General features: G+C 57.4%; 14 protein-coding genes and 1 tRNA gene. 7 read left to right on the top strand and 8 right to left on the bottom strand.

Going from position 1 to position 17,645, the window contains the following annotated elements; all coding sequences use genetic code 11:
* Positions 1-46 precede the first annotated feature (46 nt).
* Positions 47-778, bottom strand: coding sequence for an osmolarity response regulator transcription factor OmpR (gene ompR / locus H9646_RS00250; RefSeq protein WP_191721336.1), 732 nt, complete (start codon positions 776-778; stop codon positions 47-49).
* Between the two features lie 206 nt (positions 779-984).
* Between ompR and H9646_RS00255 the strand changes: the two genes are divergently transcribed.
* The gene (locus tag H9646_RS00255) at positions 985-1,731 is read left to right on the top strand and encodes an SIMPL domain-containing protein (protein WP_191721337.1); all 747 of its coding nucleotides are present in this window, start codon (positions 985-987) and stop codon (positions 1,729-1,731) included.
* A 142-nt stretch (positions 1,732-1,873) separates the two neighbouring features.
* Here the strand turns inward: H9646_RS00255 and H9646_RS00260 are convergent, their stop codons facing one another.
* Positions 1,874-2,656, bottom strand: coding sequence for a 3-hydroxybutyrate dehydrogenase (locus tag H9646_RS00260; RefSeq protein WP_191721338.1), 783 nt, complete (start codon positions 2,654-2,656; stop codon positions 1,874-1,876).
* Positions 2,657-2,731: 75 nt separating this feature from the next.
* On the opposite strand from H9646_RS00260, the gene H9646_RS00265 reads away from it, so the two are divergent.
* From H9646_RS00265 to H9646_RS00275, 3 genes are all read left to right on the top strand, one after another.
* Positions 2,732-3,649: an alpha/beta fold hydrolase gene (locus H9646_RS00265; protein ID WP_191721339.1), complete on the top strand. Its 918-nt coding sequence runs from the start codon at positions 2,732-2,734 to the stop codon at positions 3,647-3,649.
* A gap of 154 nt (positions 3,650-3,803) precedes the next feature.
* Positions 3,804-5,981, top strand: a complete 2,178-nt coding sequence (locus tag H9646_RS00270) for a RelA/SpoT family protein (RefSeq protein ID WP_191721763.1) — start codon at positions 3,804-3,806, stop codon at positions 5,979-5,981.
* Between the two features lie 63 nt (positions 5,982-6,044).
* Positions 6,045-6,121 (top strand) — tRNA-Val (locus tag H9646_RS00275).
* Positions 6,122-6,278: 157 nt separating this feature from the next.
* Here the strand turns inward: H9646_RS00275 and H9646_RS00280 are convergent.
* The 6 genes from H9646_RS00280 to H9646_RS00305 form a co-directional block, all read right to left on the bottom strand.
* A complete protein-coding gene (locus tag H9646_RS00280) occupies positions 6,279-7,967 on the bottom strand; it encodes a methyl-accepting chemotaxis protein (protein ID WP_191721340.1) in 1,689 nt (562 codons plus the stop codon).
* Positions 7,968-7,979: 12 nt separating this feature from the next.
* A complete protein-coding gene (locus tag H9646_RS00285) occupies positions 7,980-9,128 on the bottom strand; it encodes an HD-GYP domain-containing protein (protein WP_191721341.1) in 1,149 nt (382 codons plus the stop codon).
* Positions 9,129-9,540: 412 nt separating this feature from the next.
* Positions 9,541-10,836 carry a TRAP transporter large permease gene (locus H9646_RS00290; protein WP_191721342.1) on the bottom strand — a complete coding sequence of 432 codons (1,296 nt, stop codon included), beginning with the start codon at positions 10,834-10,836 and terminating at the stop codon, positions 9,541-9,543.
* Entirely contained in the window at positions 10,829-11,335 is a 507-nt protein-coding gene (locus H9646_RS00295; RefSeq protein ID WP_191721343.1) for a TRAP transporter small permease, read from the bottom strand. The genes H9646_RS00290 and H9646_RS00295 overlap by 8 nt, the downstream gene beginning before the upstream one ends.
* A gap of 115 nt (positions 11,336-11,450) precedes the next feature.
* Complete coding sequence (locus H9646_RS00300) at positions 11,451-12,434, bottom strand: TRAP transporter substrate-binding protein (RefSeq protein WP_191721344.1); 984 nt, start codon at positions 12,432-12,434, stop codon at positions 11,451-11,453.
* 268 nt (positions 12,435-12,702) lie between these two features.
* On the bottom strand, positions 12,703-13,374 hold the full coding sequence (locus H9646_RS00305; RefSeq protein ID WP_191721345.1) for a GntR family transcriptional regulator: 672 nt from the start codon (positions 13,372-13,374) through the stop codon (positions 12,703-12,705).
* 76 nt (positions 13,375-13,450) lie between these two features.
* Here H9646_RS00305 and H9646_RS00310 point away from each other — a divergent pair, with 76 nt between their 5' ends.
* From H9646_RS00310 to H9646_RS00320, 3 genes are read left to right on the top strand one after another with little or no spacing between them, the layout of a single operon-like run.
* Positions 13,451-14,209, top strand: coding sequence for a LamB/YcsF family protein (locus H9646_RS00310; protein WP_191721346.1), 759 nt, complete (start codon positions 13,451-13,453; stop codon positions 14,207-14,209).
* Between the two features lie 11 nt (positions 14,210-14,220).
* Positions 14,221-15,837: a 5-oxoprolinase subunit B/C family protein gene (locus H9646_RS00315; RefSeq protein WP_191721347.1), complete on the top strand. Its 1,617-nt coding sequence runs from the start codon at positions 14,221-14,223 to the stop codon at positions 15,835-15,837.
* A 46-nt stretch (positions 15,838-15,883) separates the two neighbouring features.
* Positions 15,884-17,611, top strand: coding sequence for an acetyl/propionyl/methylcrotonyl-CoA carboxylase subunit alpha (locus H9646_RS00320; RefSeq protein WP_191721764.1), 1,728 nt, complete (start codon positions 15,884-15,886; stop codon positions 17,609-17,611).
* Positions 17,612-17,645: the final 34 nt, after the last annotated feature.

The following is a 17,645-nucleotide window of genomic DNA, read 5'->3' on the forward strand; positions in this document are numbered from 1 at the left end:
AAGAAGGGCGCGCAAAGCGCCTTTGCCTTAGGCGTGGGAAAGTCGGTTAGCTGTTGCCATCTGGAACGAAGACATAGCCCACGCCCCAAACCGTTTGAATATAACGAGGCGCAGCAGCATCTTCTTCAATCAGCTTGCGCAGGCGCGAGACTTGCACGTCCAGACTGCGGTCGAAAGGCTCAAACTCGCGGCCACGTGCCAGCAGGGCCAGCTTTTCACGGGACAGGGGCTGACGCGGATGGCGTACCAGAGCCTTGAGCATGGCAAATTCACCTGTCGTCAAAGGCAGCTCTTCACCACTCTTTTGCAGCACGCGAGTGCCCAGATCGAAAGTGAAGGGGCCGAAAGTGACCGTCTCGTTGTCACCAGAGGGCGCACCCGGTGCTTCCACTGGAGGGCGACGGCGCAGCACAGCGTGGATGCGTGCCAGCAACTCTCGCGGGTTAAAGGGCTTGCCCAGATAGTCGTCAGCGCCGACTTCCAGGCCCACGATGCGATCTACGTCTTCACCCTTGGCGGTCAGCATGATGATGGGCGTGCGGTCATTTGCAGAGCGCAGACGGCGGCAGATGGACAGTCCATCCTCACCGGGCATCATCAAGTCCAGCACGATCAGATCGACGGTTTCACGCAGCAGGATGCGGTTGAGGGCTTTGCCGTCTTCGGCAATCATGACTTCAAAGCCTTCTTGCGTGAGGTAGCGGCGCAGCAGGTCGCGGATACGTGCATCGTCATCAACGACGAGAATTTTGTCGGTTCGATTGTTGGTCGTGGCCATGGATTCACCCCTTGTCCAATTTGTAACAGAGCCAATTCTGACCAGCTTGGCGCGAAAAATTCCCGTTTTAGCCGATGTTTGACACAGTGTTACATGTCTTTCCTAAAAGTAGAAAACAGCTTTCATCTCAAGTAGTCTCTGTCTGTCATGCTTTGCCCTTTGTTTGAATGCAACTGGGCGTGTATTTCACAGAAAGGAAATTTGATATGCAGCTTCGTAAAAATGGCGCACGTTCCCTGCCTTCTTTCGTAGGGGTATTGCTTTTAGCCACTGGTGCTGTAAGTGCTTTCGGGGTGGCCCATGCGCAGACCCCCGAGCCTTTGCGCAATGTGGTGCAGCTTTCAGCGTCTGGGCAAGTCGAGGTTGACCAGGACTGGCTGCAAATGAACCTGAGCGTGAACCGCGAAGGCACCAATGCCGCAGCAGTGCAAAAGCAACTGCAGCAGAGTGTGGACGCCGCCATGCGTAGCCTCAAACCTCAGGCTCAAGGTCAAGACATGCAGGTGCACAGTGGCAGCTTTGGCGTGTATCCGCGCCACGGTAGTGACGGAAAAATCAAAGGCTGGCAAGGTCGTGCCGAGGTGGTGCTGGAAGGTAAAGACTTTGCACGCATCAGTCAGGCTGCAGCGCAGGTGCCCGATTTGACAGTGTCCAGCATGGGCTTCGGGCTGTCCAAAGAAGGAAACATCAAGGTGCAAGACCAGGCCCAGGCCATGGCGGTTGAGAACTTCAAAGCGCGTGCATCACAGCTGACCAAGCAATTTGGTTTTGCTTCCTACAGCCTGCGCGAAGTGAGCGTCAACAGCCAGGATGGCTACTTTATGCCCCGCATGCAGCGTGCCAGCGTGGCCATGGCCGCAGCCCCCAAGATGGACATGGCTGAGCCAGTGCCTGTTGAGGCTGGGAAAACGCAGGTGACGGTGAACGTTTCAGGCTCTGTGCAGATGCAATAAGTTGCAATAACAAGAGCGTTGTACGTTTTCTGTCATTGCCTTTGAATCAAAAAAAGCCTCTGAAGATTCAGAGGCTTTTTTGTATGAAGATGGCAGCGCTTGGGGTTCGCAGAACGAGCCAGGCAGCCGAAAAATTGCTCTCTTACTGCGCAGCCCAGCCGCCATCCATGTTCCATGCGACACCGCGTACGTTGCTGGCGGCATCGGAGCAAAAGAACACGGCCAATGCACCCAGCTCTTCAGGGGTGGTGAATTGCATTGATGGTTCTTTTTCGCCCAGCAATTGCTTGGTGGCGTCTTCCGTGCTGATGCCCTGGGCCTGGGCTTTGGCATCAACCTGTTTTTGCACCAGAGGGGTGAGCACCCAGCCTGGGCAAATCGAGTTGCAGGTCACCCCTGTTGTGGCGTTCTCTAAAGCCGTGACTTTGGTGAATCCCACAATGCCATGCTTGGCAGCGACATAAGCCGACTTTTGTGCGGAGGCCACCAATCCGTGCACCGAGGCCACATTGATGATGCGGCCCCAATTGGCCTTTTGCATGGAGGGCAGTGCCAGCCGGGTGGTGTGAAAGGCGCTGGACAGGTTGATTGCCAAGATGGCATCCCATTTTTCAACAGGGAACTCTTGCACAGTGGCGACATGTTGAATGCCGGCGTTGTTGACCAAAATATCTACGCGACCCAATCGCTCAGCGGCAAAGGCCATCATGGCTTCAATTTCGGCGGGCTTGCTCATGTCAGCTCCGTGGTAATCCACCGAGATGCCGTGCGCGTTGCCTGCAGCCGCTACCTGGGCTTTGGCGGCGTCAACATCGCCAAAACCGTTCAATACGATATTGGCACCTTGCGCTGCCAGCGCTTGTGCAATCCCCAGGCCAATACCGCTGGTGGAACCCGTGACTAAAGCTGTTTTGCCCTTAAGCATCTGGATGTCTCCGCTGAAATATGAATTAGGATGGATGAATCCATTATCAATCGGCAAGTACGAGGATACGCACCCATGATTGAACCTACGCTGAACTACGTAACTTGCCCGGGCGCAGCGGTGCACGGTGGCTCAGAGCACCGCATGGCGTATTGGGAGTGGAACCAGACGGGCAATCCCTGGCATCCCCATGTGATTGTGTGTGTCCACGGGTTAACGCGACAAGGTCGTGACTTTGATGTGCTGGCGCGCACGCTGAGCCAGCATGCACGGGTAATTTGTCCCGATATTGCAGGGCGCGGCTACAGCGACTGGCTGGCGCAGCCGATGGATTACGGGCTTGTGCAATACACGGCCGACATGCTTGTTTTATTGCATCACGTCAATGCCACCGCGCCTGTTCAGGTGCTTGACTGGTTTGGCACCAGCATGGGCGGCCTGATTGGCATGAGTGTGGCGGGCAACCCTGCGTTGCCATTGCCTGTGCCTGTTCGCAAGCTGCTTTTGAATGATGTGGGCCCTGTTTTGGAGTGGCCAGCGTTGCAGCGTATAGCCTCTTACGTAGGAAAGCCCGCGCACTTTGACACGGAGCAGCAAGCTGCTGCTGCGTTGCAGGTACTGTCGGCAGGCTTTGGTCCGCATACCACGCAAGCGTGGCTGGCGTTGAGCCGGCCTATGCTGCGCGCAGTGCAGGGCGGTGGCTATCGGTTGCACTATGACCCAGCCATTGCGCTACCCATGCAAGGCATGACACAGGAGCAGTCAGAACGTGGACAGGCCGTGCTGTGGGGCCTGTATGACGCAATTCGTGCACAAACATTGCTTGTGCGAGGGGCACAGTCAGATTTGGTGACACAGGACACTGCTCGCAAAATGCAGGAGCGAGGTCCTTTTGCACAATGCATAGAGCTTGAAAGTGTGGGACATGCCCCCACCTTTGTGGCGGATGACCAGGTGGCCATCGCACGGAATTTCTTGTTGGGTGATGAATGAAAAAAGAATGTAAGGCCCTGCTGCACAAGCCATATCTGTTTGGCTGGAATCTGCACGAGGAGCTTGTATGCGCAGTGTGACGTCCTTGCCCCCAACAACAGGTGAAGACAGTGCGGTGCCGACGGGGTTGAAGGCACCGGCTGGGCCGGTGGAGATGCCGCACCTGCTGGCGGCCACAGCAGGCAATATTCCAGATCAGGTGGATGCCTTGCGTCGAGCACGTGCGTTTGCAGAGCCGCTGCTGTCTGGGGAAGAGCTGTCTTCTGGTGAAAACACGCTGGCACACGCGGACGCCACTGCGGCAATTTTGCAGGGCATTGGCGGTTCAGAGGCAATGCAGGCTGCGTGTTACCTGGTGTATGCCAGCATGCACCTGAACAAACCGCTGGAAGTGTTGATCAAGGCGTTTGGTCCCAATTTTGCGGAGCTGGCGGTAGAAACCACCAAGCTCATGCAGGTGCAACAGCAAGCTCGCGCAGGCGAGAGCAGCGCACAGCGGGTGGATGACCCCGCCACGCAGACAGAAACCGTGCGCAAGATGCTGCTGGGCTTTTCGCGTGACGTGCGCGTAGTGCTGCTGCGCCTGGCATCGCGTTTGCAAACCTTGCGCTGGTATGCCGCCAGCAAGCGGGCGGTGTCGCCCAGCTTGGCGTACGAAGCGCTGCATGTCTTTGCGCCGCTGGCCAACCGTTTGGGTATTTGGCAAATTAAGTGGGAGCTGGAAGACCTGTCTTTCCGCTTTCTGGAGCCAGATACATACCGCAATATTGCCAGGCTGCTCGACGAAAAACGTGCCGAGCGCGAGGTTTACATGGAGCAGTTGCGCTCGCGCCTGGAGTCCGGGCTGCGTGCTTACAGCATCAGTGCCACCGTATCGGGCCGGCCCAAGCACATCTACAGCATTGTCAAAAAAATGCGGGGCAAGTCGCTCAACTTCGATCAGTTGTTCGATATCCGGGCTTTGCGCGTGGTGGTGCCGACAGTCAAAGACTGCTACACGGCCCTGTCGTGGGTGCACGAAAACTTCAAGCCGATTGAGTCGGAGTTTGATGATTACATTGCCAAGCCCAAGCCCAATGGCTACCAATCGTTGCATACGGTGGTGCGCGATGAGCAGGGCCGAGCCATTGAAATTCAAATTCGTACCCAGGCCATGCATGACCATGCCGAGAACGGTGTGGCCGCGCACTGGGCCTACAAAGAAGCTGGAGTCAAAGGCTATGCAGGCGTTAGCGCCACAGGTGATTACGACGCAAAGATTGCCGTGTTGCGCCAGCTTCTTGCCTGGGGGCAGGACTTGTCAGAGAACCCCTCGCACCGGGGACTGTTTGATGACCGCATCTATGTGCTGACACCGGATGCCGCTGTCATTGAGCTGCCTCAGGGGGCAACGCCAGTGGATTTCGCGTACTCAGTACACACTAATTTGGGGCATCGCTGCCGGGGCGCTCGCGTTGACGGCAACATGGTGACGCTCAATACGCCCTTGCAAAGTGGGCAGACCGTGGAAATCACAACGGTCAAAGAAGGGCGTCCATCGCGTGACTGGCTGAACCCAGAGCTGGGTTACTTGGTGAGCAACCGTGCCAAAGCCAAAGTGCGCGCTTGGTTTAATGCACAAGCCATGAATGAAACGGTCATGCGTGGCCGTGAGGCAGTAGAAAAACTGTTGCAGCGGGAAGGTAAAACGGCGGTCAAGCTGGACGATCTGGCCGTGCAGCTGGGCTTTAAATCTGCTGATGCTCTGTTTGAAGTGGTGGGCAAGGATGAATATTCCTTGCGCAATATCGAAACGGTATTGCGGCCTGCTGAGCCCAGCGAGCCTGAGGATGATATCCAGGCCATGGTGCGCAAGCCCCGTGCCAACAATGCTGCCCATAAAGGCGGTGTTCTGGTTGTGGGTGTTGACTCGCTCATGACGCAACTGGCCAAGTGCTGCAAGCCAGCGCCACCGGATGAAATTGGTGGTTTTGTCACGCGTGGCAAAGGGGTCAGTGTGCACCGCGCGGATTGCAGCAATTTCCGGGAAATGGCCGCACGCAACGAAGAGCGCGTTATTGATGTGGCATGGGGGTTGCCCAAGGCAGAAAAGCTGACAGCGGTTTACCCGGTGGATGTTTCTGTAGAAGCCACCGACCGTCAGGGTTTACTGCGCGATATCTCCGATGTTTTTGCCAAAGAGAAAACCAACGTCATCGGTGTGCAGACCCAGTCGGTCAAGGGGACTGCCTGGATGACATTCACCGTGGAAGTCTCTGACTCTGGCCGTTTGAACAAGGTGCTGGGGATTGTGGCCAACGTTTCTGGCGTGCGTTCTGCACGCAGGCGCTAATTTTTGAGTGTTCTTGAATTGGCGTCATAACCCGTGCTACAATCGCTGCTTCTGATGAATTTCAGGCGCGTAGCTCAGTTGGTTAGAGCACCACCTTGACATGGTGGGGGTCGTTGGTTCGAATCCAATCGCGCCTACCAAACATATGCAAGTATTTATTGCTTGCAAAAAATGCCCACTAACAAGTGGGCATTTTTGTTTGTGCAGCATGAATTTCTTAAAGGATTCAGCCTCGGTCAGAAGGCTGCAGACCTCCTGCCTGACATTGCCAGCCCATGCTTGGTTTATGCGTATTGCTCAAGACTTGCTCATGCTGGCTGATGGAGTGGGCGCAGGCTCGAAATAATCCACCAGCTGGTTAAGCTCCTGTGCCGTGTGCTTGAGCTCTTCGGATGCTTTCCATGCCCGCTGTGCCTCGGCTCTGTTTTCAACGATCAATTCGGCCACCTGGTGCATGGCACTGGCGACTTCCTCAGCGCCAAATGCTGTTAAACGTGTAGCCGTGGCCAGTTCACGGGCTTCGAATGCCAGGCCCGCAAGGCTGCTGTCAGGCGCTGGCTGATCTGCCAGCAACATCAGTCGTTCTGCGTGCGCGCTGAGATCGCTGGTTTCCGCCACGGCGGCATTGAGCGAGCGAATCGCAGAGTACACGCGGTCATGCTGTTCTTCTGAGTGCTCCGTGACTTCATACAGTGCCACATTCAACGTGGCGCAGTGGCGATGAATACGTCTGGCTGCCAGCGCGATTTCATCGAGCATCACTTTCAAATGCAGTTGCATCACTGCGGCTGCGTGGTTGAGCTGGCCGCTCTCGCCGGTGCCGGACAGATCGATATCTCCCTGTAGATCCCCTTGGGCAATGCGGTTCAGGCGGCGGATAGAGGCATTGAGCGGGTTGACAACGCCTCGGATAAACATGTGGCCTACCAGCACGACCACGGCAAGCCCCAGGGCAATACCTGCCATTGCAAAGCTGCGTATGCGGTTGTTGCGCTCCAGTGTGCTTTCGTACTCGCTACGCGCCGCTTGTGTGAGTGCATTGCGCAGTGCCACGGCAGCGGTCATTGCGGCTTGTTCCAGTGGCAGCACCCGCTGCTTGATCAGCTGCTCAACTTGCTGGGGATCATCGTGCGCCACAGCCTGCTCTACTGGGCGCAGGCCATCGCTGGTGTATTGGGCCAGTGCGTGGGTCAGCATGGATTTTTGCTGAGTGACCTGTGCATCCATGTCGGCCAGCTGGCCCAACAGGGCGTGGATCTCATCACGGTGGGTGCGCAGTTTGCTAATCTGGCCGGCCAGTTGTCCCTGCAGATGGCTGTTTGCACTTTCGTGGCGAGCTAAGCGGATTTCCATCATGGTGGTCCGGCTGTCGCTGAGTCTTGCTTCGATCTTGCCAATGGCGGTGATTGGCGCCAGCTGTGCGTGGTAGAGCTGGGTTAACGCGTTGTCGGCCAGCCTGAGGCCTCCAATCCCCAAAGCGCCTCCAGCCAGCATCAGCAGAGCGACAAACAGGCTACCTGCTCGCATGCCTGTGCGTATGCCAAGCCAGTCTGGCAAACGAGGCTGCGGCTTTGATGTGCCGGCTGCCATGTCGCGGTAGCGCGTCTGTGCTGCATCAATGGCACTGGCTGGAGCGTGCTTGCGCACCGACATGTAGCCAATCACCTGGTCGTTGCGTTTGATGGGCACTACACAGGCATCAACCCAGTAGTAGCCGCCGTCCTTGCAGCGGTTTTTGACGATGCCGCGCCAGGGTTTGCCGCTTTTTAGTGTGTGCCACATGTCTTCGAATGCGGCGCAGGGCATGTCTGGGTGGCGAACGATGTTATGGCTGCGCCCCAGCAGTTCGTCGAGCGCATAACCGCTGGCGTTGACAAAAGCCTCATTGGCATAGGTGATCACGCCCTTGAGGTCCGTCTTGGAGACCAGGGTGATGCCTGGGGGGATGTCAGTGTGCCGTGACGTCACGGGCAGGTTCTGCTTCATGGGTGGGCTTTCTCAGGGTTGCGTCCACAGACGCTTGAGCACCAGTGCTGCGGAGCGGCAGTCTTCAACTCGCAGTGAGCCTGTGATGTCGTGGGCAGGGTCGGTTGAATCGCGGTACTGCGGTCGCAAGATGGGCATGCCGTTACTGTCATAGAGGCTCCAAAGGTCAATGGATTCATTGCGCTTTTTTCGTGAGCGCACCACTGCGAATTCACCGTTAGCCAATCGCACCAGCGTGCCCGGGGGATGCATGGTCAGTGTCTTGATTGAAAGTTGTAGCAGCGGGTCGTCGTACAGCCGTACCCGGTCTTGAAACAGTGCTTTGAGTGCATCGCGAGGAAACTGCCCGGCACGGTTGGGCCGGGGTGTGACCATTGCTGCATAAGAGTCGGCAATGGCAAGCAGGCGTGCTCCGACCACAATGGCATCGCCGCTGAGCCCCCGTGGGTAGCCTGATCCGTCATAACGTTCATGGTGCTGGCGCACCAGCTCCAGCCAGATGGTGTCGGTGACCCCCATTTCAGCCAGCAATGCGGCAGAGCGATCTGGGTGGCTGCGCACCAGTGCAGCCTGTTGCGGTGTCAGGGCGCCTGCCTGCTGATCCAGCTGTGCCTGCATGGACAGCAGCGACAGATCACGTGTCAGTGCGGCGCATGCCAGTGATAGCCGTTCGGACTCACCCAGCCCCAGCTCGCGTGCCGCAATTTCTACCAGGGTGGCTCCCAGCAATTGCTGGATCACCAGGTAGGGATGCTGGCGATCCAGGTGTAAGGCTGCCAGGAGTGCATCGGCATCCTCGGCACAGGCATCCAGAATGCCGTGGGCCAATCCCAGAACAACCGGGTGCAGTTCAATTCTTAGCGTGGCCGCTTGCAAATGGGTGTGCAGGCGCTTCAAGGTCATTGCCAGCCGATCGGCCCGAACGAACACTGGATCGGCTGTAGACAGCGCTACCGTGCATTCTGGCAACACCAGCGTGGGCTGTTGCGACGGATCGCTGGGTGGGAGCGGGGCATATGCGCCGCGTGTGAGCAAGGTGTTGATGTGGCGTGGAATGCTCAGCACATAGCCTTCACGAAACAGCAAATTGCCGTCCTCGTCATACAGCGGCCACGGTAATGGCTCGTTCAGTACCAAATCGCTTTGGAGGACGCGTCGCATGGTGAGAAGTCAGCCTGTCAATAAATAGTGAGGATCGCTTTTGTATGCGATTCACTACCTTGATGCAGATACATTTAGCAACAAAATGACTAATGTCAATATTGCCACTTATGGCTTATGAGTACTGACTACTGCGCTCGCATATTTGATAGTTAAATTACTTTTCCTGGGCAAAATTCATGATCGTGGTGTCTCGTAATTCCGGATTGTTTTACAGACTAAATCAGGTTTAGCCATCTACTGTGTACGCTGTGTGCCGCTGCGTCGTCGTTGCTTTTTGGTGAGGCATGGCGGCTGGACTGCCATGGGCTTTATGCCTGGGTGCATGTGGCCCAGACTTCGCCTGGATGGACAGGGCCATAAAAAAAGCCGCCACAGAATGCGAAATCTGTGGCGGCTTTTTTGTGTACGGTCACATCTTGTTAGGCAGCGCCGTCACGATTTCTGGGAAAAACCACAAGATAGCCAGTGCCAGCACCATCAAGCCAAAGTAAGGGGCGCACACTTTGGCGATGTAGGTGATCTGCTTGCCGGTCATGCTTTGCAGTACGAACAAGTTAAATCCCACAGGCGGAGTGATTTGGGCAGTTTCCACCGTGATCACCAGGAAGATGCCGAACCACAGCGGGTCAATACCTGCAGCCTGAATGATGGGGAGCACAACGCTCATGGTCAGCACGATGGTGGAGATGCCATCCAGGAAGCAGCCGATCAAGATGTAGAAGATACCCAGTACCACGATGAGCATGGCGGGGGAGAGGTTCAAGCTGCCCACATACTCCGCCAGTTGGCGTGGCAAGCCGATGTAGCCCATGGATAGCGTCATGAATGCTGCGCCAGCCAGGATCAGTGCAATCATGCAATACAGGCGGGTAGCGCCAAACAGGGAGGCCTTGAAGCTGTCCCACGTCAACGCCTTTTGTGAGGCAGACAGTATCAGTGCACCAGTTACACCAATCGCTGCAGCTTCTGTGGCAGTTGCAATGCCGCTGTAAATACTGGCTACCACGCTGGAAATCAGAAGCACCACAGGAATCAGGTGACGCGCCTCATACACCTTTTGCTTGAATGTCAAAGTGGCATCGGCTTTGGGCACTTTGTCCGGGTTGAGCAAAGCCCACACGATGATCCAGCCGCTGAACAGTACCGCCAGCATCAAACCGGGCAGCACGCCCGCCATGAACAGCTTGGAAATGGACAGTTCTGCCGATACACCGTACACAATCAAAATGATGGAGGGTGGAATCAGCAAGCCCAGTGTTGCAGGGCCACCCAGCGAACCGATGATTTGCGCTTCGGTGTAGCCGCGTTTTTGCAGCTCCGGAATGTTCATCTTGCCCACTGTGGCGCACGTTGCGGCGGAGGAGCCGGACACCGAGGCAAAGATGGTGCAGCCAATGACGTTGGTGTGCAGCAGCCGACCGGGCAGCGCATTGACCCATGGCGCCAAGCCACGAAACATGTTTTCGGACAAGTTGGTGCGGTAGAGAATCTCTCCCATCCACACAAACAAAGGCAAGGCAGTCAGCGTCCAGCTGCTGGCAGAGCCCCAGATGGTCATGGCCATCGCATCACCGGCAGCACGTGCCGTGAAAAACTCCATGCCAAACCAGGCCACTCCGGCCAAAGTCAGGCCGACCCACACGCCGCCACTCAGTAAAACGAGCAGCACTACGATCAGTGCAACGCTGGCGAAAATTTCATTCATGGTGAGCATCCTCAGTTTCTCGGGGCTTGCGCTTGCCTAGCAGTTCCATCACCAATTCATCACAGAACGCAATGAAGAAGATCAGCGTCCCCAGTGCCATGAAAATTTGTGGAATCCACAGCGGAGTGGCATCAATGCCAACGGAAATATCATCAATTTCCCAAGACTGCCAAACCAGGCGGCTGGCATAAAAGGCCAGAAAACCAGCCAGCAGCGTGGCGATCGTCAAGGCTGTTACTTCCAGAGTCTTGTAGGCTTTGCCTTTGAGCATGCCCAGCACCAGCGTGACGCGAATATGCTCGCCGGCTTTGAGCGTGCTGGCCAAAGCCATGAAGCCCGCGCCTGCCATGGCATACCCGGCATAGGCATCGGTGCCAGGGGCTGCGAACCCAAAGAAACGGCTGACAATGGTGAGCAGCACCATGAGCAGCACACCTATCATCGAGATGCCTGCCAGCCAAGCGCTGGCGGCATAGAGACCATCAAGCAATCTGCGCATCGCAAATGTCCTTCGTGTTGCCCGTGCAGGCGTTCACGGAAATGCATGGGAAAACAAAAATGCCCTTGAACGGCAAGGCGCTGCAGCAAGGGCAAAAAATACAAGCTGGGTCTAGTTACTTGGATGCTTTGAAAGTGTCCACGATGGTTTTACCGTCAGGGCCGGCTTTTTCCAGCCATTCCTTGATAACGGTATCCCCCACCTTGGCCAAATCTGCCTTCAGTTGTGCAGAGGGCTCTTCTACGCTGACACCGCCAGCTTTGAGGGTGGCAATCGAGCGGGCATCCACTTCGCGCGATTCTTTCCAGCCGCGCTCTTCGGCAGCACTGGCGGCTTTCAGCACGGCGTCTTGTTCTGGCTTGCCCAGCGCATTGAAGGCTTTCTTGCTTACGACAACGGCGTTCTTGGGAATCCAGGCTTGCACGTTGTAGTAGTACTTCAGGTTTTCAAACAGCTTGTTATCTGCACCAGTGGCGCTGGAGGTGATCAAGCCTTCAACCACACCTGTTGCCAATGCTTGAGACAGTTCAGCCTCTTGAATGGTGACGGGCTGTGCGCCCACCAGTTCACCAATGCGGGCGGTGGTGGGGGAGTAGACGCGCCATTTCATGCCCTTGAGGTCAGCGGCTGAGCTGATGGGTTTCTTGGTGTAAATGCCTTGTGGGGGCCATGCGACGGAATACAGCAAAACCTGTCCTTGCTTGTCCAGCAGCTTTTGCAGCAATGGCTTTTGTGCTTGGTACAGCTTGAAGGCTTCGTCGTAGTTGCTGGCCAGGAAAGGCAAACCATCGGCGCCAAAGATCTGTGATTCGTTCTGGAAGCTCACCAAAAAGAACTCACCCATCTGTGCATTGCCAGTTTGCACGGCACGCTTGATTTCAGGCATCTTGAACAGCGACGCGCCAAAGTGCGGCGTGATCTTGAGCTTGCCCTGGGTGGCTGCGTCCACGTCCTTGATAAATTGCTCGTTGTTCTTGGAATGGAAATTGTGGGCTGCATAGGCTGTGGCGAAATCCCACTTGGTCTGTGCAGCGGCTGTGCCGCTAAAACCGATGCTGGCTACGAGAGTGGCTGTAGCACAAAAAATTCGACGCTTCATGGATGGCTCCTTGCAAAGGGTGGCAATGAAGGTGGCTGGGCAGATCTTGGAAAGACGTTGCAGCCCCTTGTCTCAGTGTTATAGGCAAATCGCGTGCCAAAAGTACCACCGTCATTGACAGATGACCATCAGGGATTTCAACAATACAGAGTATTTGTGGGTGATGTAGCGTTACGTTGTTGGTTGTTTTGGTATTAATTGTTCAATCAAACTTGGTGCATTGTTCTTCGTTTGCCCAAATTTGGTGCAATCCATGCTTTGTAATGGTTCAGGGAATGTGCCGTGCGTACACGGCAAGAACCATGCGTTCGGATTGAACAAGGTAAGTCTCCAGTTCGCGTGCAGCGGCAGCGGTCTGGCCTTCGATGAACATTTGCAGCAGGCGTGCGTTGAGGTCGACATAGGGGGCGTGCAGGTATTCGGCGTCATCGAGCATGCCGAAGGCCAGACGCAGCTCTGCGGTCAGGTCTTCAAACATGGCGGACAGGCGGTCGCTGTCACTCAAAGCCACGATGGCGGCATGAAAAGCCATGTTGGCAGAGCCCACGCGGCGCCAGTCTTTGGCATCGCGGGCTTGCTGGGCGTCTTGAACAGCCTCTCGCATGCGTTTGTGCGAAGGATGCAGGGGCCATGCTTTTTCCAGTGCAGGGCACTCGATGAGGCGGCGTACGCGGTAGATGTCAATGATGTCTGCAATGGATGGAACAACGACGGAGACGCCCCGATTGGGTTCGTGGCGCAGCAGCCCCTCTTTGATGAGGATGCGAAACACTTCCCGCAAGGTGTTGCGTGAAATGTCCAGCTGCTGGCTCAGTGCCGCTTCTGACAGATGCTGTCCGGCACGCAGCTCGCCGTGGATAAGTTGCTGGCGAATGTTGCTGGCGACGGTGTCAGCCAGGCTGGTGGGAGTGGTGCTGGTAGAAAAGTGCCGAGACTGCATGGTGAAGATGCTGGTAAGGAATTTGCTTTGATTGTTCAACAATCAAGACGTGGTGTTTGAAGAAAGAGGATACAAGATGGACATCAACAGTGATCTGGGTGAAAGCTATGGGGCATGGCGCATGGGTGACGATGCAGCCATGCTGGATATCGTGAGCAGTGCCAATGTGGCATGCGGCTTTCATGCCGGAGACCCCGCCGGCATCTTGCAAACACTCAAGCAAGCCGCTGCACGCGGTGTGGCGGTGGGGGCGCATGTGGCCTATCCCGATTTGGCGGGTTTTGGCCGCCGCAATATGGACCCCAGCAGCGCCGAGCTGGTGGGCGATGTGATCTACCAGATCGGTGCCTTGCAAGGGCTGGCCACGGCTGCGGGCACGCGTGTACGTTACGTCAAACCCCACGGTGCGCTGTACAACACCATTGCGCAGGACGCCCGCCAGGCGGGGGATGTGATCGAGGCCATTCAGGCGGTGGACCCGCAACTGACACTGATGGCGCTGGCGGGTGCTCCGCTGATTGAGTGGGCCAAGGAGCGTGGTTTGCGCGTGGTGGCAGAAGCCTTTGCCGACCGCGCCTACAACGAAGACGGCTCTCTGGTGTCCCGCCGTCTGCCGGGGGCCGTACTGCATGACCCCCAGCAGGTTGCGCAGCGCATGCTGCAACTGGTGCAAACAGGTGAGATTGAAACCATCACCGGCAAACGTATTCGCCTGCAAGCAGACTCTATCTGTGTGCATGGTGACAGCCCCGGTGCGGTCGAGATGGCGCGCTGCATGCGCGAACGCCTGCTGCAGGCGGGCGTGAGCCTGCAGCCTTTTGTGTCGATGGCGTGAAGGACTGCAGCATGCGATTTTTGCCAGCCAGTGACAAAGCGTTGCTGGTCGAACTGGATGATTTGGCGCAGACCATGGCCTTGTACCGGCACGTGGCTGCGCAGCGCTTGCCGGGTGTGCAGGAGTTGGTGCCCGCCGCGCGAACCTTGCTGGTGCACTTTGAGCCGCATGTGATCAGCCCATCGAGCTTGATCGACATCTTGCGAGCGCTCGGCGCGCAAGCGGCGCAGGCGCAGCAAAGCGCAGAGGCGGTGCAGGGGCGTTTGGTGGACATTGCTGTGCGTTACACCGGAGAAGATTTACCCGATGTGGCCGAGCTGCTTGGAATCTCTGTGGCACAGGTGATTGAGCGGCACACCGCGCAACCTTACGACGCAGCTTTCGCCGGCTTTGCCCCGGGGTTTGTCTATCTGTCTGGCGGCGCCAATTTTCAGATGGCTCGGCGCCAATCGCCGCGCACCAAGGTGCCTGCAGGCTCGGTGGCTTTGGGAGGGAACTTCAGCGCCGTCTATCCCAGCGCCAGCCCAGGTGGCTGGCAGCTCATTGGCGTGACAGATGTACCGATGTGGGATCTGCAGCGGCCTGAACCCGCCTATGTGCAACCGGGCTTTCGTGTGCAGTTTGTCGATGCCGCGCGCAAGGTGACGCAGGTGCATTTGCCTGCGCATAACATCATCGAGTCAAAACAGCCTCCAGCGCAATCACAGCAAGCGCTGACAGCGATTGAATTTGTTTCTGCCGGCTTGCAAACGCTGGTGCAGGATGGTGGGCGCCATGGCATGTCGGGGCTGGGAATTTCTGCCTCTGGAGCGCTGGATACCGTGGCCATGCACCAGGCCAACCGGCTGGTGGGCAACCCTGTAGCCACGCCGGTGCTGGAGAACGTGCTGGGCCAGATGCGGTTGCGCAGCCATGGCGCAACCACCGTAGCCATCACGGGCGCGCAAGCGTCGTTGACCGTGCACAGTGCCCAAGGTGGCGCATGGCCCGTCGCAGCTTATGCGCCAGTGGCCTTGAATGATGGGGATGTGCTGCAACTGCATGCACCCACCGCAGGTGTGCGCAGCTACCTTGCTGTGCGCGGCGGCTGGCAGGTTGAGCCGGTACTGGGCAGCTGTGCCACCGACACCCTGGCGTTGATCGGCCCTGCACCCCTGCAAAGTGGGCAGCGCGTGCCAGTCGGCAGTGCCGTTGCTCCAGCAGATTTGCGCCCGGTACAGTTGTGCTGCTTGCCAGCCGTCGTTTTACCCAAAGCGGGTGATGTGGTGGTGCTGGATGTGGTGCTGGGCCCGCGCACGGATTGGTTCACAGAGCAAGCGCTGCAGACCTTTGCGCAGCAGGAGTGGCTGGTGACGCCGCAAAGCAATCGCGTCGGCATCCGTGTGACAGGGGCGCAAGCTCTGGAGCGCAGCCGCCACGATGAACTGCCCAGCGAAGGAACGGTTGCCGGGGCCATTCAAGTGCCTATCAATGGGCAGCCTGTACTGTTTTTGGCCGACCACCCCCTCACGGGCGGCTACCCCGTCATTGCGGCGGTGGCCAGCTACCACCTGGGGCTGGCAGCACAGATTCCTGTGGGTTGCCGTATTCGTTTCAACGTAGTGGCGCCGTTTTTTGAGCAGCATTGATATTGAGCGCTGACCCAGACACTGGGGGCGCGAAAGGAAGACGATGATTCGCAAAGTTTTGATTGCCAACCGTGGCGAAATTGCCGTTCGCATTGCCCGTGCCTGCAAAGACTATGGCGTGGCTTCGGTAGCCGTGTATGCCGACCCTGATGCTGATGCGCTGCATGTACGCGCTGCCGATGAAGCCTGGGCGTTGCATGGTGTGCGCTCTGCCGAGACGTATCTGGACATTGCCAAGCTGCTGGCTATCGCCAAGCAAAGCGGGGCAGATGCCGTGCACCCTGGCTACGGTTTTTTGTCGGAGCGCGCCGAGTTTGCACGGGCGGTGATGGATGCCGGTTTGGTATGGATTGGCCCCCGCCCCGAAACGATTGAAGCTCTGGGCGACAAGGTAGCGGCACGCAAGATTGCATTGCAGGTTGGTGCGCCTTTGGTGGCCGGCACGGCAGAGCCGGTGCAAAGCGCCCAAGAAGTCGTGAGCTTTGCCAAGACACACGGTTTCCCGGTGGCCATTAAAGCGGCCTTTGGTGGCGGAGGCCGTGGCCTGAAGGTGGCGTGGCAGATGGAGGAAGTGGCCGAGCTGTATGAATCTGCGGTACGTGAGGCCACAGCCGCCTTTGGTCGTGGGGAATGCTTTTTGGAGCAATTTCTGGATCGCCCCCGCCACATTGAGGCACAAATTCTGGCCGATCAGCACGGTCACGTCGTCGTGGTGGGTACGCGCGATTGCTCCCTGCAGCGGCGCAACCAAAAGCTGGTAGAAGAAGCTCCGGCACCTTTCTTGAGCGATGCGCAACGCAGCAGCATTCACCAGTCTGCACGCGACATTTGCGCGGCGGCTGGCTATGTGAGCGCGGGCACGGTGGAGTTTTTGCTCAGTCGTGGCGGGCAAATCTCGTTCCTGGAAGTCAATACGCGCTTGCAGGTGGAGCACCCGGTGACCGAAGAAACCACGGGCGTGGATCTGGTGCTGGAGCAACTGCGCATTGCCGATGGCTTGCCTCTGTCGTTCACCGAAACACCGGCTCCTCGCGGGCACAGCATTGAGTTTCGAATCAATGCGGAAGACCCCGGGCGCGGTTATCTGCCAACGCCGGGGTGTATTCATCGGTTTGCTGCGCCCAGCGGCCCCGGTGTGCGCGTTGACAGTGGTGTCGTGTCAGGCAGTACCGTGCCTGGCAGCTTTGACTCCATGATGGCCAAACTCATCGTCACGGGCGCAACGCGTGAGCAGGCATTGGCGCGCGCCCGCCGTGCCTTGCACGAGTTTGATATTGAAGGTGTTGCCTCGGTCTTGCCGTTTCACCGGGCGGTAGTCAGTGATGCAGCATTTACGGCAGAGCAAGGATTTGGCGTGCATACGCGCTGGATTGAAACCGAGATGCAGCAGTCCTGGGCAGCGGCACCGCGCCCCGATGCAGTGCCTGATGCGCCCCTGCATCGCAGTTGCATCGAAATTGATGGCAAACGGGTGGTGCTGGGTTTGCCTGCAAGCTTGCTGCAAGGCTTGGGCCGCGCTGGCAGCGTGCAAGCCAGCGCTGCACCCCTTGCCCCTGCAGTCCACAGCGGAGACCTTGTGGCTCCTATGGCAGGCAGCTTGGTTGCATGGAAGGTGCTGGAAGGCGCCCAAGTGCGCGAAGGGGATGTGCTGGCGCTGATCGAATCGATGAAGATGGAAACCCCCATCCTTGCAACTGCGCCCGGCACGATTCAAATCCAGGTGCAGGCCGGTGCAGTTTTGCAGGCAGGTCAGGTGATTGCCAAAGTAGCTTGATGTGGTGAGCAACGCGAGGTCGGGGTAAAGCGTC

Origin of the sequence: Comamonas avium, assembly GCF_014836675.1 — a bacterium.
GTDB classification, from domain to species: domain Bacteria; phylum Pseudomonadota; class Gammaproteobacteria; order Burkholderiales; family Burkholderiaceae_C; genus Comamonas; species Comamonas avium.